Annotated in this window: 25 protein-coding genes and 5 pseudogenes; 19 read left to right on the forward strand and 11 right to left on the reverse strand. The window is 62.2% G+C overall.

All coding sequences use genetic code 11. The features are described 5' to 3' along the window. Positions 1-30: 30 nt before the first annotated feature. On the reverse strand, positions 31-240 hold the full coding sequence (locus ACFQND_RS03995) for a heavy-metal-associated domain-containing protein (protein WP_371438852.1): 210 nt from the start codon (positions 238-240) through the stop codon (positions 31-33). A gap of 195 nt (positions 241-435) precedes the next feature. Between ACFQND_RS03995 and ACFQND_RS04000 the strand changes: the two genes are divergently transcribed. The 3 genes and pseudogenes from ACFQND_RS04000 (at position 436) to ACFQND_RS04010 (ending at position 2,577) form a co-directional block, all read left to right on the forward strand. Next, positions 436-918 carry a DUF6328 family protein gene (locus ACFQND_RS04000; RefSeq protein ID WP_371438853.1) on the forward strand — a complete coding sequence of 161 codons (483 nt, stop codon included), beginning with the start codon at positions 436-438 and terminating at the stop codon, positions 916-918. Positions 919-961: 43 nt separating this feature from the next. Continuing rightward, positions 962-1,171: pseudogene (locus ACFQND_RS04005) on the forward strand (Mu transposase domain-containing protein); the annotation flags it as partial. A gap of 68 nt (positions 1,172-1,239) precedes the next feature. Beyond that, positions 1,240-2,577 (forward strand): DUF2252 domain-containing protein, encoded by a 1,338-nt coding sequence (locus ACFQND_RS04010; protein WP_371438854.1) that lies wholly within the window; start codon positions 1,240-1,242, stop codon positions 2,575-2,577. A gap of 159 nt (positions 2,578-2,736) precedes the next feature. Here ACFQND_RS04010 and ACFQND_RS04015 read toward each other — a convergent pair whose 3' ends face one another. Both ACFQND_RS04015 and ACFQND_RS04020 read right to left on the reverse strand, forming a co-directional pair. Further along, complete coding sequence (locus ACFQND_RS04015) at positions 2,737-3,465, reverse strand: YdcF family protein (protein ID WP_377412401.1); 729 nt, start codon at positions 3,463-3,465, stop codon at positions 2,737-2,739. A 224-nt stretch (positions 3,466-3,689) separates the two neighbouring features. Further along, positions 3,690-3,962, reverse strand: coding sequence for a TFIIB-type zinc ribbon-containing protein (locus ACFQND_RS04020; RefSeq protein WP_371438856.1), 273 nt, complete (start codon positions 3,960-3,962; stop codon positions 3,690-3,692). A gap of 535 nt (positions 3,963-4,497) precedes the next feature. Between ACFQND_RS04020 and ACFQND_RS04025 the strand changes: the two genes are divergently transcribed. Beyond that, on the forward strand, positions 4,498-5,505 hold the full coding sequence (locus ACFQND_RS04025) for a diacylglycerol/lipid kinase family protein (protein ID WP_371438857.1): 1,008 nt from the start codon (positions 4,498-4,500) through the stop codon (positions 5,503-5,505). After that, on the forward strand, positions 5,502-6,314 hold the full coding sequence (locus ACFQND_RS04030) for a metallophosphoesterase family protein (protein ID WP_377412404.1): 813 nt from the start codon (positions 5,502-5,504) through the stop codon (positions 6,312-6,314). The genes ACFQND_RS04025 and ACFQND_RS04030 overlap by 4 nt, the downstream gene beginning before the upstream one ends. A gap of 760 nt (positions 6,315-7,074) precedes the next feature. Here the strand turns inward: ACFQND_RS04030 and ACFQND_RS04035 are convergent. Further along, a complete protein-coding gene (locus ACFQND_RS04035; protein WP_371438859.1) occupies positions 7,075-8,349 on the reverse strand; it encodes a sodium:proton exchanger in 1,275 nt (424 codons plus the stop codon). 234 nt (positions 8,350-8,583) lie between these two features. Between ACFQND_RS04035 and ACFQND_RS27280 the strand changes: the two are divergent. From ACFQND_RS27280 to cadR, 10 genes and pseudogenes are all read left to right on the forward strand, one after another. Next, positions 8,584-8,814, forward strand: a pseudogene (locus ACFQND_RS27280) (cation transporter); the annotation flags it as partial. A gap of 93 nt (positions 8,815-8,907) precedes the next feature. Then, the gene (locus ACFQND_RS04040; protein WP_449301347.1) at positions 8,908-11,682 is read left to right on the forward strand and encodes a heavy metal translocating P-type ATPase; all 2,775 of its coding nucleotides are present in this window, start codon (positions 8,908-8,910) and stop codon (positions 11,680-11,682) included. After that, complete coding sequence (locus ACFQND_RS04045; protein WP_377412410.1) at positions 11,682-12,296, forward strand: phosphatase PAP2 family protein; 615 nt, start codon at positions 11,682-11,684, stop codon at positions 12,294-12,296. The genes ACFQND_RS04040 and ACFQND_RS04045 overlap by 1 nt, the downstream gene beginning before the upstream one ends. Beyond that, the gene (locus ACFQND_RS04050; protein ID WP_377412413.1) at positions 12,278-12,865 is read left to right on the forward strand and encodes a TRAP transporter small permease subunit; all 588 of its coding nucleotides are present in this window, start codon (positions 12,278-12,280) and stop codon (positions 12,863-12,865) included. The genes ACFQND_RS04045 and ACFQND_RS04050 overlap by 19 nt, the downstream gene beginning before the upstream one ends. After that, positions 12,862-14,271, forward strand: a complete 1,410-nt coding sequence (locus ACFQND_RS04055) for a TRAP transporter large permease (protein WP_377412416.1) — start codon at positions 12,862-12,864, stop codon at positions 14,269-14,271. The genes ACFQND_RS04050 and ACFQND_RS04055 overlap by 4 nt, the downstream gene beginning before the upstream one ends. After that, positions 14,268-14,765 (forward strand): signal peptidase II, encoded by a 498-nt coding sequence (gene lspA, locus ACFQND_RS04060; RefSeq protein ID WP_377412419.1) that lies wholly within the window; start codon positions 14,268-14,270, stop codon positions 14,763-14,765. Before ACFQND_RS04055 ends, lspA (ACFQND_RS04060) begins: the two co-directional genes overlap by 4 nt. Next, entirely contained in the window at positions 14,762-15,436 is a 675-nt protein-coding gene (locus tag ACFQND_RS04065; protein ID WP_377412422.1) for an SCO family protein, read from the forward strand. Before lspA (ACFQND_RS04060) ends, ACFQND_RS04065 begins: the two co-directional genes overlap by 4 nt. Next, on the forward strand, positions 15,436-16,041 hold the full coding sequence (locus ACFQND_RS04070; RefSeq protein ID WP_371438866.1) for a TlpA family protein disulfide reductase: 606 nt from the start codon (positions 15,436-15,438) through the stop codon (positions 16,039-16,041). The genes ACFQND_RS04065 and ACFQND_RS04070 overlap by 1 nt, the downstream gene beginning before the upstream one ends. Before the next feature lie 5 nt (positions 16,042-16,046). Next, the gene (locus ACFQND_RS04075) at positions 16,047-16,610 is read left to right on the forward strand and encodes an MAPEG family protein (RefSeq protein ID WP_371438867.1); all 564 of its coding nucleotides are present in this window, start codon (positions 16,047-16,049) and stop codon (positions 16,608-16,610) included. A 95-nt stretch (positions 16,611-16,705) separates the two neighbouring features. After that, positions 16,706-17,188: a Cd(II)/Pb(II)-responsive transcriptional regulator gene (gene cadR, locus ACFQND_RS04080; RefSeq protein ID WP_377412425.1), complete on the forward strand. Its 483-nt coding sequence runs from the start codon at positions 16,706-16,708 to the stop codon at positions 17,186-17,188. A gap of 259 nt (positions 17,189-17,447) precedes the next feature. Here the strand turns inward: cadR and ACFQND_RS27285 are convergent. After that, positions 17,448-17,610: pseudogene (locus ACFQND_RS27285) on the reverse strand (ATP-binding protein); the annotation flags it as partial. Between the two features lie 236 nt (positions 17,611-17,846). Between ACFQND_RS27285 and ACFQND_RS04085 the strand changes: the two are divergent. The 3 genes and pseudogenes from ACFQND_RS04085 to ACFQND_RS04095 form a co-directional block, all read left to right on the forward strand. Then, positions 17,847-18,437, forward strand: coding sequence for a hypothetical protein (locus tag ACFQND_RS04085; RefSeq protein WP_371438869.1), 591 nt, complete (start codon positions 17,847-17,849; stop codon positions 18,435-18,437). A 25-nt stretch (positions 18,438-18,462) separates the two neighbouring features. Continuing rightward, a complete protein-coding gene (locus ACFQND_RS04090; RefSeq protein ID WP_377412428.1) occupies positions 18,463-20,475 on the forward strand; it encodes an alkaline phosphatase in 2,013 nt (670 codons plus the stop codon). A gap of 93 nt (positions 20,476-20,568) precedes the next feature. Then, a pseudogene (locus tag ACFQND_RS04095) lies at positions 20,569-20,784 on the forward strand (Tn3 family transposase); the annotation flags it as partial. A gap of 133 nt (positions 20,785-20,917) precedes the next feature. On the opposite strand, the gene ACFQND_RS04100 reads toward ACFQND_RS04095, so the two are convergent. The 6 genes from ACFQND_RS04100 to ACFQND_RS04125 form a co-directional block, all read right to left on the reverse strand. Next, positions 20,918-22,159, reverse strand: coding sequence for a L,D-transpeptidase family protein (locus tag ACFQND_RS04100; RefSeq protein ID WP_377412431.1), 1,242 nt, complete (start codon positions 22,157-22,159; stop codon positions 20,918-20,920). Positions 22,160-22,172: 13 nt separating this feature from the next. Then, positions 22,173-22,748 (reverse strand): SCO family protein, encoded by a 576-nt coding sequence (locus tag ACFQND_RS04105; RefSeq protein ID WP_371437635.1) that lies wholly within the window; start codon positions 22,746-22,748, stop codon positions 22,173-22,175. A gap of 61 nt (positions 22,749-22,809) precedes the next feature. Further along, positions 22,810-23,466 (reverse strand): DsbA family protein, encoded by a 657-nt coding sequence (locus ACFQND_RS04110; protein ID WP_371437632.1) that lies wholly within the window; start codon positions 23,464-23,466, stop codon positions 22,810-22,812. Beyond that, positions 23,463-23,930, reverse strand: a complete 468-nt coding sequence (locus tag ACFQND_RS04115; RefSeq protein WP_371437631.1) for a disulfide bond formation protein B — start codon at positions 23,928-23,930, stop codon at positions 23,463-23,465. The genes ACFQND_RS04110 and ACFQND_RS04115 overlap by 4 nt, the downstream gene beginning before the upstream one ends. After that, on the reverse strand, positions 23,897-24,421 hold the full coding sequence (lspA, locus tag ACFQND_RS04120) for a signal peptidase II (RefSeq protein ID WP_371437630.1): 525 nt from the start codon (positions 24,419-24,421) through the stop codon (positions 23,897-23,899). The genes ACFQND_RS04115 and lspA (ACFQND_RS04120) overlap by 34 nt, the downstream gene beginning before the upstream one ends. A 566-nt stretch (positions 24,422-24,987) precedes the next feature. Continuing rightward, the gene (locus ACFQND_RS04125; protein WP_371437629.1) at positions 24,988-25,374 is read right to left on the reverse strand and encodes a YkvA family protein; all 387 of its coding nucleotides are present in this window, start codon (positions 25,372-25,374) and stop codon (positions 24,988-24,990) included. Positions 25,375-25,548: 174 nt separating this feature from the next. Between ACFQND_RS04125 and ACFQND_RS04130 the strand changes: the two are divergent. Continuing rightward, positions 25,549-26,004 (forward strand): annotated as a pseudogene (locus ACFQND_RS04130) (Tn3 family resolvase); the annotation flags it as partial.

Here is a 26,004-nt window from a genome sequence, read left to right on the forward strand (position 1 = left end):
GACTGCCTGGACACTTCATCCCCGGGACCTCTATCGCTTGGCGTTCATGCCAATTTCGCGCAGCGCCGTATCGATGGCGGGCAGCGATGCCGGGTCGTGTTCGACTGTCAGCTTTCGCTGCTTGAGGTCAAACGAGAGATCGTGGACACCGGTGAGCTTGGCCAAGCTGCCGCGTATCTGCGCTTCCTCGCTGCTGCAATCCATATTATCGATCTGGTACTGGGTCTTTGTAGTGCTCATCTGCATTTCCTTCCGTGAAAGTCTTTCCATTTGACAGTCTCCAGTAGGGGGAGAGTCAAGCCCATTAGACTCTGCCCTTGGTAGAGAGAGCCAAATCTGCTTTTTTTCTGAAATGCTGCAAGGAGTTCGCATGGTCTTTCGCTCTAAGTTAACCCGCCGGTTGTTGGCCCAAGCCGCCGAGAAGACGAGGTCCGCATGGTGAGTTCTAACCGTTCGGCAGGAGGCCCGGAAGCGCCGGTACCAGATGAAGACGGAGATTTGTCCGACCTGCTTGGGGAGCTGCGTGTCCTGCTGATGAGTGCCCAGCTTTTGACCGGTTTCCTGATCACGGTGCCGTTCAGCTCCGGATTCGGAAAGATCGTCGCATGGGAAAAGTGGCTGTTCGTGGCGACATTCGCCATGGCTCTAACCAGCCTGGTTCTGTTCAGTGCGCCAGCCGTCCAGCACAGGCTTTTGCGACCGCTTGGCGATCGGCCATCGTTTAAGCGGCTGGCGAGCCTTCAGACTCTTGCAGGGGCGGTTTGCCTTTCGTTGGCCTTGGTTTTTGCCGCCGGGCTTGTTCTCACTGAAGCCTTGGGACAGTTCGTGGGGGCGATAGCCGCATCCGTGCTCGCGCTTTTTATCACGGCATTCTGGTGGTGGTTGCCTTTAGCCTTGAGGGCGCGAAGACGTTTATAGCTTCGAGTGCCCATACGCTGAGTATGGCCGGTGCCGGTGTTCGTTTGATACGAACCTGTACTGCGTGCCATGGTGGCTCATTGGCAAGAGCGTCACCGTGGTCGTGGCCAAGTGTCAGAGAGTCGGGTTCTCTATGCCGAACACTAGGTTGCTTGCCACCCACAGGGCATGTTCCGGCGCGGGACGGTCATCGATGGCTCGCACTTGGTGGGCATCGTCTTGCCTTCGAGCTCATGAAAGCGTATCAGTGTGACGCAGACCACTGTGGTCCATTGAAGTCGGCTGTCCGGCGTTTTGCCTTTCTCGTTATACTCCGCTCCCATGACGGTTGCACCCCCGAGCGCCAATTCACATGTCACCGCCGAGCGAGAGCGGGGCCGCGCCGCACGGGCGGCGGTCTGCAGAGCCGACCACGCCGACTGGTCGCCGCAGGCGATGCGCAACCCGCTTGCCGAGCTTGCCGATAGCGACGCCGGCCGGCTCCCTGAGTTGGTGCCCCTGCGCCACGAGCGCATGGCAACGTCGCCGTTCGCCTTTTTGCGGGGCCTGCCCGCACTAATGACCGCAGACCTGGCCGCCACGGCGTCGACGGGCCTCCTCACCCTTCTCTGTGGCGACGCCCACCTCGCCAACTTCGGCTTTTACGCATCGCCCGACCGCGACCTCGTCTTCGACTTGAACGACTTCGACGAGGCGGCCGCCGGCCCCTTTGAGTGGGACGTCAAGCGGCTAGCGGTGTCGGCGGTCGTCGCCGGGCGCGCCGCCGGCCTCGATCGGGCTGCCAACCGGGCGGCGGCGCTGGCCGCGGTGGCCGCTTACCGCAGGAGTATGACCGACTGGGCACGGCTAGGTTCGCTGGACGTGTGGTACTCACAAGTGAAGGCCGGCACCGTCGTGCGGGAGGTGGACAAGGCGACGCGGCCACTCGTCGCCGCGTCGGTCAAGCGGGCGATGGCCTCCGACAGCCGGGCGGCGTTTCGCAAGCTGACCGAGGTGGTCGACGGCCAGCGTCGCCTGCGGGGCGACCCTCCCACCCTCGTGCCGCTGCCGCACGACGACGCCGTCGGGGAGTGCCTCCATGAGCTGGTGGTCGACTACTCGGCGTCGCTCGAGCCCAGCCGCCGTCACCTGCTCAAACGTTTCCGCTTCGTCGCCGGCGGGCGCATGGTCGTTGGCGTCGGCTCGGTCGGAACCCGGTGCTACGTGATGCTGCTCGAGGACGAGGCCGGCGGGCAGCCGCTGTTTCTGCAGGCCAAGCAGGCGGGCCCGGCCGCAATCGAACGCCACCTAGGCGCCTCGCCGTTCGATCACCACGGCCAGCGGGTCGTTGCCAGCCAGCACCTGCTGCAGGCGGTGAGCGACGTGTTCCTCGGCTGGGGCACCGACACGCAGCTGGGCGGTCATTTCACCGTGCGCCAGCTGCGCGACCGCAAGGGCGCGATCGATTTCCAGCGTCTCGGGGCCCGGGCGTTCGCCGACTACTGCGCGCTGTGCGGCCGCGTGCTGGCCCGCGCGCACGCGCGCGCCGGTTCGGCCTCGGCTATCGCGGGCTACCTGGGCCGGAGCGCGCGGTTCGATGAATCCATAGCGACCTTCAGCGAGACCTACGCAGACCAAGTCGAGGCCGATTACCGGGTGTTCTGCGCGACCCGCACTTGAATTTTGCGAGACCCGAGCTTGCCTGTTCTCGTGGACAAGGTCCGGCACCGTGAACTGCAGGAATGGCGGTGACTGCTTTTTAGAGTGAATTCGGGTCGCACCATCTTGAGGCGCTTAGCGCTGCTGTCGACATTCCCTGCCGCACCGAGGAGCACGAGCTCATCCGGCCCAATGACGCATGCAGGCGGAAGTTGCCGTTCCGAGCCGACCTGAGCCACGGTATGCCTCGAGTGAGCTTACAGAACCATGAGAAAACTTTTCGACCTCCAGGTCTAAAGGTGACTTGTATTCGAGTGTGCGAACGAGCAAGTACCCGAGGTAAAGCCATGTTTCGCGCCAGAGAAACGCGCCCCAAGTTTTCCAGGTCTGAATTCGGCTAGAAACAGTCGGAGAGGGCATTGCATGAAGATTGATATCCGTTGCGATGGTCATGGCGCGTCTCATATGTAGCGGATCACTGACCAAAAGGGCAGTTTGGATGCCTGCGCCGTCCATCAGTTCTTTCGCACGCAGCAGATTTTGCTTTGTGCTGCGGGAATGGATATCTACCAAGATGGATCCTGCCGGAATGTCATTGGCAATTGCAAACTGTCTTGCAACTTCGGCCTCTGATGGATATCCCTCTTTGGGAGTTCCCCCAGTGAATATGATCCAGCGAACCCGACCTTCTTTGTATAGGTATAGGGCCTCCATGATGCGCTCCCGATATACCGGGGACGGTTTGTTGCCCCATGCCGCAGCACCCAAAACTACCGCAGCGTCGGCTGGCGATTCAGATTTTTGATTCCCAAACTGAACGATTTGGCAGGCCACCTCGGCGTAAGTCACTACAAGTAAGACGCATCCCGACAAAAAAATATGCAAAAGCGTTCGCAAGCGAAATTGCATTTTTGTGGTCTCAAATGGTCTACTAGCAATCCTCACGGACTTATGGTGAGTCGCATAGCGTCAAGTAAAAGCGGTTGCGGCGGTAACGATTCCAATAGCAGAAGAAACTGGGGATTTTCGCGCTTGGTTGACGCGTTTTTCCATCGAACGCGGAGCCACTGGTGACGCCCGCGCAAGGCTAGATATCCACATTTTTTCTGGGATGAGATGGGGTCAAGACCACGTCAGTCAAATAGATCCTTTAAGAACCCCCGACGCTTCTGCGGGTGGTTTCCATAACTTCCGCGATCGTCACAGTCGCTGCGCTGAACCTGTCCGTAGCCAGGCTGAACCACCCCGGCTCCGGTAGAACCGGTCTCGGTCATGGACCGCTCAATTATCTTGTCGAGCTCGCCCCGGTCCAGCCATACTCCCCGGCAATTCGGACAATAGTCGATCTCGACGCCTTGGCGCGCGGTCATGACCAGCACTGATTCCACACAAGTGGGACATTTCATAAAATTCTCCTTGGTAAGTGTTGCGGATTTAACACCCTCTAGTCGCTTGAGTGTCAACCATGCCCCCCGAAACCATTAGTCGGCAAAGGACAAAGGCTTCGAAAGTTGCCAGGAAGAGCATGCGTTTGCACTTTGATGAGCGGCGACTCAAATTCCGTGCTTGAGGCCTCGCTCACTGTACGGTGCCAGCTGTGCCCACCGAAATGCTCACCGTCGGGTTGCCGCCGCGGCATGTGGAGCGGGGATTTGAGAGGCGCCATTTACATTTTTGGCTGAACGGGCGCGCGGAGGTATGCCGAGCGAACCACGACGCCCACTTGGTACTTTCTGCCGAACAGCCTATTCGGGCGACGACGCACACGGGCCGCCTTGGTTGCCGACACCTGATTGACCGCGGAAAAGCTGCCGCCAACATTCTGACCAGAATGACCAACAGAGTACGCCGGCAATGCCTGGACAAGACTGGTCCGGGCGTGCGCGTGCAGATTGCTGCGACACTATGGCTCCTTGGCCCGCCGCGATCAATCTTCCGACCATGACCGAAGTCCCTTCCTCACCCCTGTTTGTGGTGTTCAACCGCGCCTCCGGGCGAGGCGACCGCGACGAGTTGGGGCCTGCCGTTGAAGCGGCCTGCCTCGCCGCCGGGCGCCGTTGCGAGCTGCTGGCCGTAGAACAGCCTGGGAGCCTGGCCGAGACGGCGCGCGAGGCGGTGCGGCGAGCCCGCGAGGCCGGCGGCACGGTCGTTGCCGCCGGAGGTGACGGTACGATCAACTGCGTCGCGCAGGCGGTGCTGGGCAGCGGGTGCCATATCGGCGTGCTGCCTCGCGGCACGTTCAACTACTTCGCGCGCACCCATGGCATTCCATCGGAGTTGGACGGCGCACTGCGCGTGCTGCTGACTGAAGACGCGGTGGCCGTGCAGGTCGGACAGATCGACGAGCGCGTATTCCTCGTCAACGCGAGCCTGGGGCTCTACAGCCAACTGCTCGAGGACCGCGAGGCGTGGAAGCGCCAGTTCGGGCGCAGCCGGCTGGTGGCGCTGGGGGCGGCCCTCCAGACGATACTGCGCGGCCATCGCAGCCTGCGGATGACCATCGAGCTGCGTGGCGAGTCGCGCAAGGTGCGCACGCCGACGCTCTTCGTCGGCAACAACGCGCTGCAGATGGAGCAGGTCGGCGTGCCGGAGGCACGCGCCATCGACGAAGGGGGCCTGGTAGGGTTGATGCTCAAGCCGGTTGGGCGCTGGTCGTTGCTGGCGCTGCTGGCGCGCGGTGCGCGCGGCAGGCTCGGCGATGCTGATCAGGTGCAGAACTTCTACTTCCGGCGCCTGACCGTGAAGGCGCCCGCCTTCGGCCCTGGGCGAATCAAGGTCGCCACCGACGGCGAGGTGCTGTGGATGCCGCTGCCGCTGCGCTTTCAGGTGGCGCCCCATCCGCTGATGCTGATCCGGCCCGCCGGGCTGGCGCAGGAGCGGCGCGAGGCGCAGGCGGCGTCGCCCGTGCCGTCGCTATCGTCGACGCCGGACCGCGAGTTGGACCAATGACGGTCGTCCTGCAGGTCTCCGACACCCACTTCGGCACCGAGCAGCCGTTTGCCATGGCAGCGCTGGAGCGGCTGTGCGGCGACCTCCAGCCCGACCTACTGCTCGTTACCGGCGACATCACGCAGCGCGCCGGCGCCGACGAGTTCACGCGCGCCCGAGCCTTCTTCGACAAGCTCGGCGTTGCGGCGCGCCTAGTCTTGCCGGGCAACCACGACATTCCACTGTTCGACTTGTTCACCCGAGTTTTCAAGCCCTACGAGCGCTATGCCCGCGCGTTTGGCACGGCGCTGGAGGGCGAGTTCGAGCGCGACGATCTGCTCGTCATCGCGCTCAACACCACGCGGCGCTACCGCCACAAGCATGGCGAGATCTCCCGGGCACAGATCGACCGCGTCGCCGAGCGCCTGGCCCGCGCCGGATCGCAGCAACTGCGCCTGGTGGCGGTCCACCAGCCCTTGGCGGTGACTACCGACGCGGACGTCGACAACTTGGTGCGTGGTCACGAGCACGCCATGCGGCGCTGGGCCGAGGCCGGCGTCGATGCCGTCGTCGGCGGCCACATCCATCTGCCCTACGTGTTGCCACTGCGCGAGCGCTGGCCCGAGTTGCCGCACCCCGTGTGGGCCGTGCAAGCAGGCACGGCGGTCAGCAGCCGCGTGCGCGCCGGCATCGCCAACTCGGTCAACGTCATCCGTGTCGCCCCCGTCCGCAGCGCCGTCGTGGAGCGCTGGGACGTGGACGAGACAGCGGGCGTGTTTCGGCAGGTTCTGTCGACGGCAATCGCGGGCGGGCGAAGTGTCGAACCTTGAGGTGGGGGGTCGGTAGCGAGGACGACGGGGATCGACTGACGAGAACGGGACGGATATCCGCGTTGCAGCAAACGCGCACGTGCTGACGCATATGGGACGTGGCGAGCCGTGAAGACAGGTGACTCAATTTCCGTGCTTAAGCTCGCTGTACGTTGCCAGCTGTGCACACCGAATTCACACCGTCGGTTGCCGCTGCGAGATGCGAGCTGGTATTTGGGCGGCGCCATTTCGGGTTGAACGGGCGCGTGGACGTGTGCCGTGCGAACCACGACGCCTACTTGGCAATTTCTGCCGACTAGCCTGTTTCAGGCGCCGAAGCACACTGACCGCATTAGTTGCCGACTCTCGTGCCCGCCGTGCGAACATTGATCTTCGGCCCCCCGGGAAGGTCGCCGTGAGCCAAACACCCCGCGCGCTTACGCGATCTAGCCACCAAGATGATTGTCGTGTGTCAAGGCTTACGTCTGGCAGGTCGTCAACCGCGTCGCCACAGAGTGTGATTATTGAGTTCCAAAATGAGCACGCAGGGCCATCCTCATCGAATCGACGTTGATCGGACGCCGATCAACTCCTAGGCAGTGTTGCTCAATTACGCTGACGCATTCTTCAACAAACATCTGAGCAAACGTGTCGAAATTTAGCTCGCTCCAGGATTCGCTTTGGCCCGAGCAATTGTCGCTACTTTGCTTGAACTCCGTAGCTTGGGTTGCAAGCGTCCTCACTCGTTGATTCGTAGGTACAGTTGTTTGCATTGACGCCTCTAAGTTTGATCAGGCCCCGACCCCCGGCGCGCCGCGCCTAGAGGATCGTGCCCATGAATCGTGGCCTCCAGTTTTTTCACCGCCCGCCAGGCGGCCGGGCCGGAGGCTACGAACAAGATCGCGGCGAGCCCCAGGTACAGCCACCCGAGCATGGTTAGCGAGCCGATCGCCCTGGCGGCATCCTCTCGATAGACGAACGCGAGAATGACTTGCATTGAAAAAAGGGCGGCAAGCACAACTGCGGACAGCACGCTCAAGCGCAACCTCAGCAACAGGGCCACCCCGAACAGCGACTGGGCCGCAGTCAGGAAGAACTCCTCGTGCTGCCGCGCATCCAGCGGCAGCGAGGTGAGCGCACCGGCGCCCACACTCATCGCCAGCGGCAGCATGCCCACTAGTAGGGTCCACTGGTTGATTTTGTCGCTGATCATGGTCGTGAGTCCACCCTCGGCACGCCCGGACAGAACAAAGAGAACTGCGATGACCACGGCCGGTGCCTCGCTCGCCAGCGGCGCCAGCCATTGGATCAGAAGAAACTCGTCGATGCCGAGGATCCGCCCGGAGGCGACGATGGATTCGGCGAACGGCTCGGCCGCCGCCAGAATTACGCCCGCGGCGACGATCGCGAGCCCGGCCATCCACGCCCATTGCTTGCGCGCAGAGAGCTCCGACAGCGCTGCGGCAGGGCCAGGCTCATCGTCGGCTTCCAACTCGGTTTCCACTTTTGGCAGCCGGCTCGTGAGCCAAAGGTAGGTGCCGAAAACCAGGACCAAAATGACCGTGTCAAACAGATCGATGCGGTTCTTCAGGACGATCAAAAATGCGTAGACGCTGGCCACCAGCAGGAAACCGACCTCCAGCACGTTCACGCTTGCCAGCTCGATGGTGCGCTTGCGGGTGCGCCACCAATGAAGGAACACCATCAGAGGCCACGCCACGCCGACCAGCAGCCGGTTGGCGCCTGTCATGTTGGCGGCGGCATAGTGCACATAATTCGACTCCGGCGCCTTGCCAGCTTGATAGGCGTAGTACAAATCGACGGCGTACTCAGGCAAGACTGTGATGAGCGCGACAAGAGCCAGTATCAGGCCTTGTGAAATGCGCTTCTCCGCGGCTTCGGCGCCCCATGAGAGCATGAACCCCGCCGCCAGCACGGCGAGACCGAACACAGCCGTGTCGACCACGGCGTTAGGGCGCCATCCGCTGATCCTGAAGACGGCAGCAGGGACTATCGCGGTTATCGCGATCGCAAGCAGGACAAGAAACTTTCTCATTTTTTGTGTTTCCCTTTACGGCGCAGGATTGGCTCGGCAGCTGATCTTACCCGCGGCCTTCGCTGCTGAAGGGCGGGGCCTTCGGCAGCCGGACTGTAGGGAGTGGCCCTTCAGACGGCTGTGGCCGCCGATTAGCTGAAAGCCGCGCTAGCAAAGGGGTTGCGGAAAAAGCTTGACTCTACAGCGACTACAAGGTGTATCGTACTTTCACCAAAAACCATAGAGAGTCAAACGATGGATTCCAGCAGTACAAAATCGTGCGGTACGGCCGCATGCGAATCGCTGGCCCGCCAGCCTTTGGTGGGCTCGGGACGGCCGGCGACCGACACCGCCTTCTACATCGAGAAGATGGATTGCCCGAGCGAAGAGCGCCAGATCCGGCAGCGCTTGGGCCAGATTGCGGGGGTTGACGCGTTGGTGTTCGACCTGCAGCAGCATCGACTGACCGTGACGCACCGGCTTGACGACGTCTCCCCTGTGACCGCGGCGCTCGTGGAGCTCGGATTGCCGCCCGCAGGGCAAGAAGCAGTGCGCACGGAAGCTTTCCACGTTCCGCGCATGGACTGCAAGAACGAGGTCGCGCAGATCCGTGAGCGCCTGGGACAGATGGCCGGCGTCGAGGACTTGCGCTTCGACCTTGCGCAGCGTGTCCTGACAATCGAACACCGCTTGCCCGATTCGGTTGCGCTCGTCGATGCGCTCGCGGCCTTGGGCATGCCCGCGGCGCCGCATCAATCAGTTGAGGTCTCAGTCCGATCCACCTTCCATGTGCCGAAGATGGATTGCCGTAATGAGGAGCGGCAGGTGCGCGAGCGCTTGCAAGGCATGGCCGGCATTCAGGACCTGGAATTCGACCTGCCGCAGCGCCTGCTGACCGTTGTCCACCAGTTGCCGGACACGGCCGCGGTTGTCCAAGCCCTGACGGAGATTGGCATGCCGCCTGCGGATGCGCAGCTACCGACGCCAACGCCTGGCGCCTCCGCAGGCGCGGCCATGCGCACCGACACGTTCCGCATTGAAAAGATGGACTGCCCCACGGAAGAGGGCATGATCCGCAAGCGGCTGGGTTCGCTCGCGGGGGTCGACGATCTCGACTTCAACTTGATGCAGCGAAAGTTGACCGTGCGGCACACCTTGCCATCGACCGAGACGATCGTCAGCGCGCTGAAGGACATCGGATTGCCTCCAGCGGAAGCGGTTGCCTCTGGCCCCGGCGGGGCGCAGCGCAGCGTCTATCGGATCGAGAACATGGACTGCCCGACAGAGGAGGGCTTGATCCGCGAGAAGCTGCAGCATATGCCGGGGGTCCAGTCCCTGGACTTCAACCTGATGCAGCGCAAGCTGACGGTCTCGCACACCGTTCCTGCCGCCGACCTGGAGTCCGCCTTGCACTCGATCGGCATGAAGGCCGTGCCCGATGCAGCCGACGCCGGCGTCGAGGAATCATCGAAACCCTCGGTTAGCAAACGGCAGTGGGGCTTGATGGCCGTGGCCGGCGTGAGCGCCGGCGTGGCCGAAGCTATCGCCTTCAGCACGGGCAATGACTCCGCCTGGCCGGTGATCGTCCTTGCGCTGGTGTCCATCGCCACCGGCGGCTGGCCCACTTACAAGAAGGGCTGGCTGGCGCTCAAGAGCGGTGTCCTCAACATGAATGCGCTGATGTCGATCGCGGTGACCGGTGCGATCCTCATCGGCCAGTGGCCCGAAGCGGCGATGGTGATGTTCCTGTTCGCCCTGGCCGAGGTGATCGAGGTGCTTTCGCTGGACCGCGCCCGCAACGCGATCCGGGGCCTGCTGGCAATGGCGCCGGAACAAGCCACTGTGCGGCAACCTGATGGCAACTGGCTGGAGGTGCCTGCCAAGACCGTGGCCGTGGGCCAGCTCGTTCGCATCCGGCCGGGCGAACGCATCCCGCTGGATGGCGTGCTGGAGAGCGGCCAGTCGGCGGTCAACCAGGCCCCGATCACGGGTGAGAGCATCCCGGTGGCCAAAGCCGCTGGCGATACGGTGTTCGCCGGAACGGTCAACGAAACCGGCTCCTTCGTCTATCGCGTGACGGCCGAGGCCACGCACTCCACGCTGGCGCGCATCATCAAGGCGGTTGAAGAGGCCCAGGGCAGCCGCGCGCCCACCCAGCGCTTTGTCGACGAGTTCGCCAAGGTCTATACCCCGGCAGTCTTTGCGGTGGCATTCGCGGTCCTGCTGGGACCACCCCTTTTCCTTGGCGGCGCCTGGATGGACTGGATCTACAAGGCACTGGTGCTGCTGGTGATCGCGTGCCCCTGCGCCTTGGTCATCTCCACGCCTGTAACAGTGGTGAGCGGCCTTGCCGCGGCGGCGCGGCGCGGGATCCTGATTAAGGGAGGCGCTTATCTCGAACAAGGCCGCCAGCTCCGATCGCTTGCCCTGGACAAGACGGGCACCATCACGCAAGGCAAGCCAGTCGTCACCGACGTCGTGCGCATCGGACCCGACGAAGGCGAGGCTTTGCGCCTGGCGGCCAGCCTGGCCGCCCGTTCCGACCATCCGGTTTCCGGCGCGGTAGCCGCGCACTGGCGTGACAAGAGCGGCGAGGCGCTGGCGGAGGTGGACGATTTCGAGTCGCTCACCGGACGCGGCGTCAAGGGCCGCGTGGGCGGGCATTGGTACTACCTCGGCAGCCACAGGCTCCTGCAGGAACTCAGGATCGGCAGCGCGCCCGCGGAAGCCGCGCTAAAGAAGCTCGAGGGGGAAGGCAAGACCGCCATCGCCATCGCCAGCCAAAATGAGGCTTTGGCCGTTATCGGGGTGGCAGACACCGTCCGCGATTCCAGCCGTGAGGCGATCCGCGAACTGCACGCCCTGGGGGTGCGCACGGTCATGCTGACCGGCGACAACCAGCAGACGGCCAGCGTGATCGCGCGCGACGTGGGCATCGACGACGCGCGCGGCGGACTTATGCCGGACGACAAACTCAAGGCAATCGACGCCGAACTGGCCGAACACGGCACCGTGGGCATGGTCGGCGACGGCATCAACGATGCACCGGCGCTCGCCAAGTCCAGCATCGGCTTCGCGATGGGAGCGGCGGGTACCGACACCGCGATCGAGACGGCCGACGTCGCGTTGATGGACGACGACCTGCGCAAGATCCCGCAGTTCATCCGCCTGAGCCGAAAGACGGGGGCGATCCTCAAGCAGAATATCGTACTGGCGCTGGGCATCAAGGCAGTGTTCGTGGTGCTGGCACTAACGGGCACCGCGACCCTGTGGATGGCCGTTTTCGCGGACATGGGAGCGAGCTTGCTCGTGGTGTTCAACGGCCTTCGGCTGCTGAAAATCCGCACGGCCTGATGGCAACAGGCGCTGGCGAAATGGGACTGCTGCGGCACTGGATATACGACTGGGGCGGCCTCAATGCCCAAATGATGCTGTGGATCAACCGATCCGTGTCGGCGGACTGGATCGTTCTGGCTCGTTCGTTCTCCGCACTCGGCAGCTATTGGGGTGCGCCACTGATGGGCCTGCTTTTGCTGAGCTGGCGGGCCGTCAAGCGTTCCGAACCTGCGGCGCTGGCACCGTTTCGTTTCGGGGTCGGCGTCCTGCTCGCCATGCTTCTGGCCTGGACGGCTAAAGCCGCGTTTGCCATGCCGCGCCCATCGGACCTCTATGCCAACGATATGGCCTGGATGCTTGGCGCACCCGACAGCCTTTATGCATTTCCCAGCGGCCACGCTGTCTACACCGCAGCCGTCGTCGCCTGCCTCTGGCCTTTGGGGTCTTGGCCGTTCCGGCTGCTTCTGCTCGCTTTTGCGGCAGCCATTGGATGGTCCCGCGTGGCACTGGGTGCGCATTTTCCGGCGGATGTTGTCGCTGGCTTTCTGCTCGGCGGCGTTTGCGTCGTGGCGACCCATGGCTGGGCCGCGTCGTTGAAGCGAGCAACTGACCGGTGGCGGGCCGCGCGATGACGTCCGGGTTTGCCGCGGCCCTGCGCCTTGCGGCCTGCATCGACACTGTCAATCGCCAGATGGCATTTTTGGTGCGCTGGGGACTGCTGGCCAACGCGGTCCTCATCGCCGGCAACGTGTTCAGCCGCAAGCTGCTGGGCGTGGCCTCCTCGACCATGTACGACGTGCAGCCGCACTTCTTCGCGGCAGTGGTGTTGCTGATGGCTGCCTACACGCTGCAGCGCGATGAGCATGTGCGCATCGATGTTTTCTCGGGATCGCTGGGGCCACGAGGCACGGCCTGGCTGGATCTGGCAGGAATTCTCGTGGTGCTGTTGCCGCTTTGTTTCGTCGCGGTTTGGGTCACCGTGCCGGATTTCACGAGGGCTTTGGCCAGCGGCGAGACCCGCGCCAGCCGTGAAAGCCTGAGCACTTTTCCTGCGTGGATCATGAAGGGGATGATTCCCTTGGGATTTTTCTCGCTCGGCGCACAGAGCGTCGCCGAAGCCGTGCGCTGCTTTGCCTTTCTGGCTGGCGCGACGCCGGCACGACGCGTCGCCCAAACCGTGCAGCAAGGGGCGCGTCCATGAGTCCCGAGCTCATGGCGCCCGTCATGTTCGGCGCGCTGGTGGTCGTGCTGCTGGCCGGGTTCCCCGTCGCGTTCTCGCTGGCGGCGGTCGCGGCGGTGTTTGGCATCGCAGGCGTTCTCACCGGCCAGTTCACGGCCCCCTTTCTGCTGAACATGCCGCTGCGGGTGCAGGGCGTCTTCAACAGCGACAACTTCCTCGCGGTACCCATGTTCGTGCTGATGGGCCTGATCCTGGAGCGCACCGGTATCGCCGAGGACATGCTACTGGCCCTCGGCCGCCTGTTCCGCAAGCAGCCGGGCGGTTTACTAGTGGCGACGCTTGTTGTGGGCTCCTTGCTGTCCGCCATTACCGGATTCGTTTCGGCTTCCGTCATCGCCATGGGCCTGATCGCGCTGCCAACGATGCTCAAGGCCGGTTACGAGCCCAAGCTCGCCACCGGCACCATCGCCGCCGCGGGCACGCTGGCGCAGATGCTGCCGCCGAGCCTGGTGCTCATCGTGCTGGCTGAGCAGGTGGAGGTACCGCTGGCGGAGATATTCCACGCGGCCCTGCTGCCCAGCGCGATGCTGGTCGGGCTTTACCTGGTATACGTGGTCGCTGCAACCCGATGGCGCCCCGCTTTGGCGCCGCCCTTGGGGCAGGCCGCCGCCGCATCCGTGAGCGCGTGGAAGGAGGTCGCTGTGGCGGCTGGCGCACCCTTGGTGCTCATCTTGGCCGTTCTGGCGTCGATCTTCTTTGGCGTCGCCACCCCGACCGAAGGCGGCGCGGTGGGCGTCTGCGCGGCGTTGCTGATCGGGCTGGCCAAGCGTCGCCTGAGCGGCCAGCGGCTGGCCGAGGCGCTCACGAATACCGGTGTGCTGTGCTCCAGCGTGATCTTCCTGCTGCTCGGTGCTTCCTTCTTCATGCTCGTGTTTCGCGGTTTCAACGGGAAGCTCTGGATCGAACAACTCTTCGGCCATCTGCCGCACGGACAGCTGCCATTTCTGCTGTTCGCGTGCGTCGGTATCTTCCTGCTGGGTTTCTTTCTCGACTTTTTCGAAATCGCCTTCATCGTCGTGCCGCTGATTGCACCCGTGGCGCGCAAGCTCGGCGTCGACATGGTCTGGTTCACCGTGATGGTCGCGATGGTTCTGCAGACCTCGTTTATGCATCCGCCGTTCGGCATTGCGCTCTACAACCTGCGCAGCGTAGCGCCACGTGCGGTTCGCACCTCCGACATCTACCTTGGCGCGATCCCCTTCCTGCTGCTGCAGATGCTGATGGTGGCCATCCTCGTGGCATTTCCCGGGATCGCCAGCACACCGCCGGCGGCGGCGACGCTCACCGACCAACAGGTGGAGGACGCGTTGCGTCCGTCTCCCGACCTGAGCCTGGAAGCTCCGGCCGACCTGACTCCCAACAAATGAACATGCAAGCTCACCGTACTCTGCCCTGGTACTCGCTCGCGTTTGCGGTCTTCGCCGCCGACCAGGCCGCCAAAACCACCGTCGACGTCGCCACCCCCCTGGGCTGGTCCTATCCGGTGACGCCGTTTTTCAATTTGGTCCATGTGCTGAACCCGGGGGCAGCCTTCAGCTTCCTCGCCGGCGCCGGCGGATGGCAGCGCTGGTTCTTTCTGGCCATCGCGATCGCGGCTTCCGCTTGGTTGATCTGGATGTTGCGGCAAACTCGCCGGCGCAGCGAATCGCTGGCCTTCAGTCTGATCCTGGGAGGCGCGCTGGGAAATGCCTTCGATCGTGCCCTGCGCGGCCAGGTCATCGACTACCTGGATTTTCACCTCACCGGATGGCACTGGCCAGCATTCAATGCGGCAGACATTGCCATCACCTTGGGCGCGGCTTGCCTGGTGATTGCATCCTTCATCGCTTCGAGGCAACCGCAGGCGCAGGAGAAGGCATGAGCAGCTCCAACGCTCGCAAGCTTCGCCGAATGTCGAGCGGGCCGCAGGACGCGAAGGTGGAGCGCAAGCGCGTCGCGCTGGTCGTCGGGATCTTCATGCTGCTCGCCACGCCGACCGTACTTCTTGTGCAGTCCAAGTCCTATCCCGTAGGCAGCTCCTTCAAGCTGATCGACATCACCGGAGCGGGCTATGCGGGCGACTTCCTCTTGCCCGATCACAATGGCGTGACGCGCAGCCTCAAGGACTTCAACGGCGAAGTTGCCATCGTCTTCTTCGGTTTCACGCAGTGCCCGGACGTCTGCCCGACCACATTGACCGAAATTGTGCAGGCCAGGAAGCTGATGGGCCCGGACGGGGCCAGGCTGAAGGCAATCTTCGTGACCGTGGACCCGGAGCGCGACACCTCGCAAGTGCTGAAGACCTACATGGAAAATTTCGATCCCGCCTTCGTAGCGATGCGGCCAGACCCGGGCCAGCTTCAACAGTTGGCAAAAGAATTCAAGCTCCACATCCGAAGGAGCCCGGGGCAGTCACCCAGCTCGTACACGGTGGACCATACGGCGGCCAGCTTCGTCTATGACCCGCGTGGCCGACTGCGGCTGTATGCGCGGTATGGCGTTGGAGCCGAGGCACTGGCCGCCGATGCCAAGCTGCTTCTGGGTGGTGCTTGATGCAGGCCCAGGTTGATGAATCCACGGGCAATCGCCGCCGGCGCTGGATGCTTGCGCTGGGCCTGCCGGCTGCGGCCGGGCTGGGCCTGTTCGCATACCTCCACTCCAATCGGCCGGCCGGAAGCGCCAGCGCGAGCGCTCTGCCGCTCGTGATGCGCGCGCAGCCTGTCCCGCTGCCGGACCTGAGAGTGCTCGATGGCACGGGGCGGCCGGTCGATCTCTCGAGTTTCAGGGGCAAGGTGGTCCTGCTGAACATCTGGGCCACATGGTGCCCGCCGTGCCGCCAGGAAATGCCTTCCTTGGACCGTCTGCAGGCGCAGCTCGGTGGTGGCAAATTCCAGGTCGTCGCGCTCTCCATGGACGCAGGTGCCAAGGCATTGGACCAAGTCAAGTCCTTCTATGCGTCTGTGGGAATCAAGCACCTGGCCGTTTATCTAGACGCGGATGCGACCGCGATCTTCACGCTCAAGGCGGTCAGCGTGCCTACAACCTTGCTGCTGGACCGGCAAGGCCGTGAACTGGGCCGCATGAGCGGAACCGCGGAATGGGACAGCCCTCAGATCGTCGAGGCTCTGCAGGCGCTGTCGGGCGCGCGGGTGAAGTGATGGCAATGACACCCTACCAATTGACGGAAGACGAGCTTCGACAAGAGCAGCGCAAGGTGCATTGGCGCAGCGGCGCCGCGGCTGTCGTCTGTGCAGTGATGTACGGGCTTGCCTACCTGTTTCTACCGCGCTTGCTGCACTTCCCGGACGACCTCGATTCGGCATTGACGTTCGGGGCGGGTGCCAGCCTGTTCATCGTCCTGTGGATCATGGTCGGAATCGGCCTGGTCTCGCGCGGCCGGCGGCTCTCCGCGCAGGACATTCGCGGCTCGGCCTACGGTCAGCCGAGCCTGCGGATCGCGGTTTATGCGGCCTTCCTGCAGAACACGCTGGAGCAGGCCACGGTCACGATCATCTTGCTGCTGGCCGTCCTTCTGCTGCTGAGGGGCCAGGCAATGCCGTTTGTTGCCGCATCCGCGGTTCTCTTCGCCGTGGGCCGCGTGGCGTTCCTGCGCGGATACCCGGGCGGCGCGGGCGCGCGCGCGTTCGGCATGGCCTTGACTGCCCTCCCGAGCGTCGTGGCCTTTGTCGCGGCGGTCGCCGCGGTGATTGCACGGATATTGCGATGAACAAGCCAGTTTCATCGGCGCTGCCACTGGCGACACCAAACTCTACAATGACCTTAAGGTTTGGCTCTACATTTCGAGCTTGGAAGGACCTCCCCATGAAGATTGGCGAACTCGCGAAAGCAACTCAAACGCAGACGGAAACCATCCGCTTTTACGAGCACGAGGGCTTATTGGGGAAGCCTCCTCGCAGCAAGGGAAACTTCCGCCTCTACGGGCGTGAGCACCTTGAGCGGCTCGCCTTCATCCGGCACTGCCGCTCGCTGGACATGACGCTGGAGGAAATCCGTGCTTTGCTCAGGTTCCAGGACGCGCCGAGAGAAAACTGCCAAGCGATCAACGACGTGCTGGAAGAACACATTGACCATGTGTCTCGGCGCATTCGTGATCTCAAGGAGTTGCATAAGGAACTTAAGTCGCTTCGGGATCAATGCGACGGAGTGGCCGCTGAATGCGGAATTCTGGATGGACTGAAGAGTGTCTCCCTGAGCAAGGCGGCTGCCGGCCACAGCGTGCATTCGGTGGGCTACCGCAAACCGCCTGAGAGTTCACGCGGACCAAAGCAGAGTGCTAAAAACTAGGAGTTAGCTGCCGCGTCTTAGCGCGAGAGCCGAATGAGCCCGGCGAGACGCGACGATGCTGTTGCTCGGCCACCTCAAACTGCTCCAGGCAGGGCCACGGGATTGGCGGTCTTTTTCTTGAGCAGCTGTTCGGCAAGCGAGGAGCGTCAGGCCAAAGTGACGGCCGGGAAGCGGTGGGTAAGTCATGCACTCGCGCGGCGCCGCCCACAGGCTTATCCTGTGGCGGGTGTCTTAGCCACGATGGATGGAAGCGCTCGTGTCAGTCGCTTGTCTCTCCCTTCACAGCCAGGTGCTGTGCCGCTTCCCTGAGCCGGTATCTTTTTCCCTCGAACTCAAGCATCGTGCAGCGATGCTTGAGGCGGACAAAGATCGGTAGTGCCCATGGTGGCGTCGCACAGGTATTTGCTCCAGTTCTGCACTACGCTAGAGAGGTGACGGCCATGGCGCGGCCGCCCACGGCGCGGAGCTGCCTGGAGCCTATCATCTCGGGCGGGCGGGTGAAGACAAGCGGCATGGCTGCAGCCGTCGGAACACTGTGACAGTAGGCTTGCAATAAAGCGCATGTCACACCCCTGAAACATTGATTGCCTAGCGTCGGGGGGTCAACAAAAAAAAGGATCGCCGACGCGGTCCCCTACGCCAACAAAGGGAGCATTTCATGCGCCGGACATATGCAGTGATGGCAACCGCGGGGTTGCTGACGGGTGCGGCCATGCCGCACCTGGTTTTCGGCGCCGACACGGTGCCTTCCACCCAAGCGGCAGCCGGCACGGCCGGCAGCGTGGCCTACAGTGACCTGCGCTTTGCCGACTTCTTCAAGCGCCCCATCGGTCCACGGGGCCTGGAAGCCAGTGCCCTGTTGACAGCCATGAACGGCCGCCCGGTGCGCATGGTGGGTTACATGGCCCATCAGGATGGCGACACGGCAGTGCCGGGAATTTTTGTGCTCTCGCCATTGCCTGTCACCCTGGGCGACGAAGACGAAAGCTTCGCGGACGACCTGCCGGCGAGCGTCCTCTATGTGCATATCCCGCCCGGCGCGCCCGCGAATGCCGGCAAGGTCGCCTACATCCCGGGGCTTCTCAGCGTGCGAGGCATGCTGGAAATCGGCGCACAGCCCGAGGCCGACGGCCGCATTTCGTTTGTCCGCCTGCGGCTCGACGGCGAGCCTGTACGGATCGAGGCGCCGCAGGCCGGCCGCCCGTTCCATGCGCAGGCCGCCCAGGCGCCGCTGCCCACATCTCATTAACCGATTCGACCTTCTGGAGCATCTCATGTCTAATTATTTCGGCCTTTCCCGCCGCCTCTTGGCGGCCATGCTTCTTGGCGCCGGCAGCGCAGGCGCATTGGCGGCACCTGCGGTCTCTCGCCTGACGCCGCCGAGCGAGCTGTTCGCTTCGGGCAACCCCAACCCGCCCTACATCGCCCGCTTCCTGCCGGGCCAGCGTTTCGACCTGCAGGCCACGGTGCGCCTGGATGCCGGCGCCACGCTCAAGGATTTCCAGTTCTCGGTCGACGGCGTCGCCACACGGCCCGCGCCCGACACCACCAGTGTGGTGACCACCGGCCTGACGCTGCCAAAGGACGTGAACGCCGCCGTCGTCTCGCAGCGTGCCTTCTCCACGCTCAAGACGGGCGTGCACCGCCTGGCGGTGCGGGCCACGCAAAGCGACGGCCAGACGGTGACGGCCGAGGGTAACTTCGAAGTCGTGGCGCTGGAGCGCGACGGTCGCCCGGCCAAGAACATCATCATCATGCTCGGCGACGGCATGGGCGCCACCCACCGCACGGCCGCCCGCATCATCGGCCGTGGCTACGCGCAGGGCAAGGCCAAGGGCCTGCTGGCCATGGACAGTTTTCCCTACACCGGCATGGTGATGACCTCCTCCCTCGACGCCATCGTGACGGACTCCTCGCCCGGCATGTCCAACTACGTGACCGGTAACAAGTCGTCCAACAACCAGGAGGGCGTGTGGCCGGACGACACCGCCGACGCCTTCGACAACCCGCGCATTGAATACCTCTCCGAATATCTGCACCGCACACAAGGCAAGGCGCTTGGCATTGTCACCACGGCCGACATTTTCGACGCCACGCCAGCCTCGATGGCCGTGCACACCAGCAATCGCGGGAACGGCACAGGCATCGTCGATCAGTTCCTCGACGATCGTCACCTTACCGGCTTGTCGGTACTGATGGGCGGCGGCCGCAAGTGGTTCCTGCCCAACGGCGACGCCCTCAAGGCCGACGGCTCGCGTAGCGGCCAGCCGATGAACGGCTCTCAGCGCGACGACCGCACCGACTATGTCCTGCCCGCCGACGTCGTTGCCGGCTGGAAAGCCTCACCCGGCAAAAAGGACGCATCGCGCGATCTGCTGGCCGACTTCCAGGGCAGCGGCTTCGCCTACGCCCACGACGGCGCGGCGCTGAAGACGGCCATGGCCAGCAAGGGCGGCCCTGACAAGCTGCTGGGCCTGTTTGCCTACTCCAACATGAACGTTGCCTTCGACAAGATCAACAAGCGCCGCGGCGCCTCCACCATCGTGGATGACTACGGTTTTCCCGACCAACCCATGCTCGACGAGATGACCGGGGCCGCGCTGCAGGTGCTGGCAAAGAACAAAAACGGTTTCGTGGCCATGATCGAGGGCGCTTCTATCGACAAGCAGTCCCACCTGATGGACACCGACCGCTGGCTGCTGGAAGTCATCGAATTCGATCGCGCGGTGCTGGTCGCCAAGGATTTCGCCGCCAGCCACCCCGACACCATCGTCATCGTCACCGCCGATCACGAATGCTCCGGCGCGTCGATCATCGGCGCCTCCACCAAGCCGGTCTCCGCCTTGCGCGACGCCACCAGCGCTCCCGGGCTTGCCGCCCAGCGCGACGCCGTCGTGGGCACCTACCAGGCCGCGAAGTTCCCCAAGTACACCATGGAAGCGGACGGCTACCCGAGCAGCACCGACGTGGACTACAAGATGCTGATTGGCTACGGCGCCAACGCCGATCGCTACGAGACCTGGCTTGCCAACACCACGCCGACACAGGACTCCCAGCAGCCCTTCGTGGGGAAGGCGCCGCTGAGCACCTATCCCGACAACCCCAACGTGCGTAATGCCAAGACCGGCTTCATGATCACCGGCCAGGTGCCCGGCGACCAGGCGGTGCACACCGCCACCGACGTGCCGCTGTCGGCTTACGGCCGTGGGGCCCATCGCCTCTCCGGCGTGATGGATAACGCCGACGTCTTCTTCAAGCTGGCTGCGGTGGTCGGCGGCAAGCGTTAGACGTTAAGGTCGCGGCCGTCCGCATTAAGCTACTGAGCCGGCCACCAAATAGTGCGGACGGTGTTCACTCGGCACCCTCAAATTACGCACTGTTACAGCCAGCTCGTGGCCAACATGGTGATCCTGCACAACGTGCAGTGGATGTCGCGCAAGCTCAAGGAACTGCAAAGCCAGGGGTATCCGGTGGGTGAACCGGTGCTGAAGGCCTTGTCGCCTTACCGGACCAGCCACATCAACCGGTTCGGGGACTACACGCTGGATCTCGGACGGGCTGTCGAGCCCATCGACTACAAGATCAAATTTTCCTGAAATATCAATGAGTTAGCTTCGATTCGGCGAAATTTTCAGGAATCACGGCCGACCCTCCAATAGACCCGAAAAGTGAAAGCTTGATTTACAGCGCGCGGGCCAAAGTGATTGCTGGCAAGATGCAGCGCCCGAATTACCCTACGACACCTTCATAAACAATCTTCCATTGAGCTTTTCGGCGCTCCCAGTACTGACGAATGGTTCGTCCAGACTTCTCGCCGGCGATGACTTCGCCAAACGTGGCGACCACCAATCCCGACTCTTCGGCCCATTGCAGCAATGAGATGTCGCTTAGCTTGATGCTTCTCGCTCGGGCCGCAGCGGAACTTGTCTTTTTTAGCGTGCTGTGGATTGCCAGGGTCTTTTCATCCGCGGTGAAATCTTCCGCGTAGAAACCGCTGAACTGCACGAACTCTCCCGCCGATTTCGCTTTGACCCATGACTGCAGCACTTCCTCGAACCGGGTTTTCTCCAAACTCATGCTCTGGGGCGCGACCCACTTCAGATTGCGCGAGATCACAACCGGTGTTGTACGTATCTCCACGGTACGGATAATCCGGTCCAGATCGGGATTCGCGACGGCGACACAGCCATCGGTCGCATGGGGCGCGCGGCTGAATTGGTTAGAAGGCGTGCCATGCAGCCAAATGCCGCTGCCGCTTCTTCCCCTGCGGATATCAAGTGCATTGGGGTAGTTGATAGGCAACGCGCCGGAACCGTAGAGGTCCTTAAGGCTCTTGGGGTCGAGGTTGCTGGTAATGAAGTAAATGCCCAACGGCGTGCGTTGATCGCCTTCAATTTTCTTGTCTACCCCGGCCTTGCCGACAGAGATGTAGTAGTCCGCCAAAAGTCGCGGCCCATTGGCCCCGTTTTCAAACAAATAGAGCCGTGACCTTGAAACATCGACGGCAATCGCGTGCTTGTTGCGTGGCGATAGCGACAGGAGCTGGGTTGGGACGGCATCCTTGGGCGGGCGTTCCTTGAGTGCGAGAAGGCGCAGCCGGGATTCCTCACGCAATTCCTGCAACCTGGACGTCGCATCGGGAGGCAGGTCGCCCGCAAATTCCCCCAGTGCGCGTACGGGGCGATTGTGAGCGGTGAGCAAATCACCATAAACGAGCTGCGCCAGCTGGAAGTTTGGGTAATCTTTAACCAGTGCTTGCGCGCTACTCAGGGCTGCGTGGCTGTTACTCGTTCCTATCAGGCGGTATACCTCCACGAGCCTGGCCTCCGCTTTGCCATCCTGATTCGCAGACTTCGCAGGATCGGCGGGCGCTTGATTTCGCGGCTTGGCGCCGCTGCTCCATGCGGGGCCAGTCACGAGCAATAGAAACGCTGCGACGCATAAGGCCCATGCCATTGGTAGATGCGTCATTGCAGGCATATCATCACGCCCCTTTAAGGAGAAGCTGAATATCCTGGGCGAGAGGCTGGGCGCCGCTGCCATACCTCCCGTAGAGCCTGATACGGCCTTGCGGGTCAAAAACGAAGGTGCCGGCGGTGTGATCCATCGAATAGAGGCCAGGCTTGCTGCCGTCCACCTTTTTATAGTAAATCTTGAAATGGCTGGCCACCGCAGCCAGTTCCTCGGGACTCGGCCGCATGGCCAGGAAGGTCGGGTCAAAATTCCTCATATAGGCTTCCAAGAGCAGCGGCGTGTCGCGCTCCGGATCCACACTGATGAATATTGCCTGTAATTTTCCGGCGTCTGGCCCCAGAAGCCGCTTGACCTCAGACAACTCGGCCATCGTCGTGGGACAAACGTCAGGGCATTGGGTAAAACCGAAGAAGACGACCACGATCTTCCCGCGGAAATCCTTCAAAGTTCTGGCTTGGCCATGATGGTAGGTGAGCGCAAAGTCCTTGGCATAGTCCGCACCGGTCAGATCGACGCTCTTGAATTTTCTTTCAACAGGCGTTTCCTTATCCGTGCATGAGGCCAGAACGCCCGCCGCAAGGACCATGCTTCCGGCATACAGAAATTCTCGCCGACCGAAACGAGACTGTTTGACCCCTATGCCTCTGTTAGGGATACGCACGTTTGACCTCCTCATCCACTAGGGCTTTGAGTTGCTCATGGCCGAACTCCTTCAAGGGACGCCCATTGACAAAGAAGCCAGGCGTCTTAGTAACCTGAAGAGTGCTGGCGTCAGCAAGATCCTGCTCAAGCAGCGCCTGAGCTTCCGGTGAATCAGCATCTTGTTTGGCCTTCGCCGCGTCCAGGCTGGTGCCTTTCAAGAATGTCCAGATCCGCTCCGGATTGGGCTGGTTATGCGCGGCCCAAGAGTCTTGGGAGTTCAGCACCACCTCCGTCACGGGAAAGAACAGATTTTGCTTATGCGCGGCGATGAGGATTTTTGCGGCGACATCAGAGCCTTTGTGGAACGGCACAAGGCGCACCACCAACTGCACTTTCCCCTGGTGGCCATCGACGATGCGCTTGACTAGCGGGTAGAAGGCTCTGCAGGTCTCGCAGGCTGGATCAAAGAACTCAACGATACGGACCTTGGCGTCCCGGGGGCCGTAGGTAGGCGCGTGCGCGCGATTGAAAACCGAACTGTTCTCTTGCGCAAGGCGGGCAATTGACTCGGATTTTTTGTTGAAGTGGCCGTATATGCCAAACGAAAATCCGAGTAAAACGACGATCCCGCAGAGAATGATAGTGAGTTGTTTGTTGGTCATTTTTTAGGGTCTTTCTTTGCTGCGAGCAGCAGCAACACGATGATGGAAAAAGCAAGAAGCGAGAGAAGTGGGATAGTGATGAAGCCGACCAGCTCAAGTTTTTGCTCCGAGCAGGACACGCCTTTACTGCAAGGCTGCATGGCCGCCGGAATGAATCCACCGTAGAGCAGGCAGTGATAAAAGGCAACAAGCCAGCCGGTGAACGCCAGCGGCAAGCCGTACTTCACGCTGCTGGCGTCCTGTGTGTAGGCGCCGGCGCCAAGAATCAAAACCAGCGGAAACATGGCGATACGCTGATACCAGCAGAGCACGCAGGGTTCAAGCTCCATGACTTCACTGAAGAACAGCGCACCGAGTGTGGAGACGAGCGCAACCAGCCAGCTCACCGTCAACAACTTCCATTGCCGCTCTGAGGTAAAGGATGAGGATGTCATGCCGGCTTCACCGTCGGCCTGTGCCGCCATGATGCGAAGACCAGGAGTGCCGCACCGCAAACAATGGCCATGTCTGCGAAGTTGAAAGCTGGCCAGTGCCAGCCCAGCGCATGGAAATCGAGAAAGTCCACAACATAGCCTCGCAACGCCCGGTCCAGGCCGTTGCTCAGCGCGCCTCCCAGAACCATCGCGTACCCCAGAAGCTCGAATTTGGGGAGCGGCTTTCGCAGCATGAAAATCAACCAGGTTGAAACGACCAATGCGATCCCGCCAATGAAGAAGCGCTGCCAGCCGCCCGCATCAGCCAGGAAGCTGAAGGCGGCGCCATAGTTCCAGACATGCACCAGATTGAAGTTGCCTGTGACGGGCAAACTCCAAGCGTATGGCGTGTATTCATGCACCCAGTACTTGGCGGCTTGATCCGCTAAAAGCAGTATCAGGGCGATCCAGTAGCCCGCGAGGCGTGGACCGACCGTACTGCGGGGGGAGCTGCCAGTGAGCGGCGGGTTGATGTAGGGCATTGTTCAAGCTCAAAAATTCAACAATTCCAGCCCTCAGCAGGATGCAGGGCCAATGTGAGGAGCGCCTGGTTTCACAGGCACTCCGGGCACGGAATTAAAGAATCGGCGGCTTGAAGCTTTGTGCGCGTTCTGCGCTGAAGTAGCCGGATGCTACTGAGGGGAAAGACGGGCGAATTGAGATGTGACCTGGGGCCGGTGGCTGGCTTTCAGTCATGGCCGCCTGATGGCATACCTGGCAGACATTGCACAAGCTGCAGGGCTGGCCCGCGTTACATCCGGCTGGCGCACCCGCGGGGAACGCTTCGATATGCGAAAAGCAGGTGTTGGCGTGACTCGCCTTTCCTTGCGAGAAGTTTGAATTACCGGCTTTCACCTCCGCTGACAACGCCACATCTGATTGGGCGGCAAACCTCGGCATGCCCGAAACGGCAGGCTGAAGAAATGTCATGGCGAGAAATAGCAAGAAGATAAAACGGTGCATTAGAGGCACCCACCGGCAATTCGTCATGTGTTCCAGTGGACCCGTGCAGTTTAACTCAGACGTTTTAGGCGTTTGATAAGAGCCTTCAGCGCGCAAGCCACATCCATATGCCCCATCCCGCACCGATCCACACAACGAGAACCAATGCAGCACCCCACAGGCTGCGCGGCTTGATGTTTTCCTGCGCCATCCATGCATCGCCTTGCTGCCGGCAGTCCGTCAATACCTCAGCAGGCGTCAGCCGTATTGCCAGCCAGATCAACCCCGGCAACAACAAAACGTCGTCCAAATAGCCGAGCACCGGAATAAAGTCCGGGATTAAATCGATCGGACTGAGCGCGTAGGCCACTACAAAGAGACCTAGGGCCTTGGCATACCAGGGCGTCTCAGGATGTTTACAGACGAACCATAGCGTCACGCCGTCTCGTTTTAGTTTCGAGGCCCAGCCGCGAAGGACTTTGAATATCTTCATCGCGCTCCTGAGTAGTTCTGCGTCGCTAGGCGAACTAGGTCTGCCGATTGCTGAACGGACATTCCGAGAGTTTACAAATCGTGTACTCTCGCTGGAAACCTCCTGCAGCGCTTATTGCGGTGTCCAGTACCTCCGCCTTCAGATCACGCAAAGAGCACCCATAACGTCAATGACATGACCCGTCTTGCCCAGTACATTGAGGCTGCCGAGCGCGACAACACGCGCCGCAGCTACGCTTCGGCTATACGCCATTTTGAAATCGAATGGAAAGGCCTGCTGCCTTCCACCGCCGACGCCATCTCCCGCTACCTGGCCGATCACGCGCCTACCTTGTCAATCAACACGCTGCGCCAGCGGCTGGCCGCGCTGTCCCGCTGGCATACCGACCAAGGTTTTGCGGACCCGACCAAGTCGGCCCTGGTGCGCCAGGTCCTCAAAGGCATTCGCTCGATTCACGCGGTGCCAGAAAAGCGCGCGCGGCCCCTGGAACTGGCGATGCTCCAGCAGGTCGACCAGTGGCTCGATACCGCCATCGGCAATGCCCAGCGCTCCGGCGACCAACCGGCCTTGCTGCGCCACACGCGCGATCGCAGTTTGATACTGCTGGGGTTTTGGCGCGGCTTCCGTTCC

The sequence above is a fragment of the Polaromonas aquatica genome (assembly GCF_042659145.1).
Lineage (GTDB): Bacteria > Pseudomonadota > Gammaproteobacteria > Burkholderiales > Burkholderiaceae_C > Polaromonas > Polaromonas aquatica.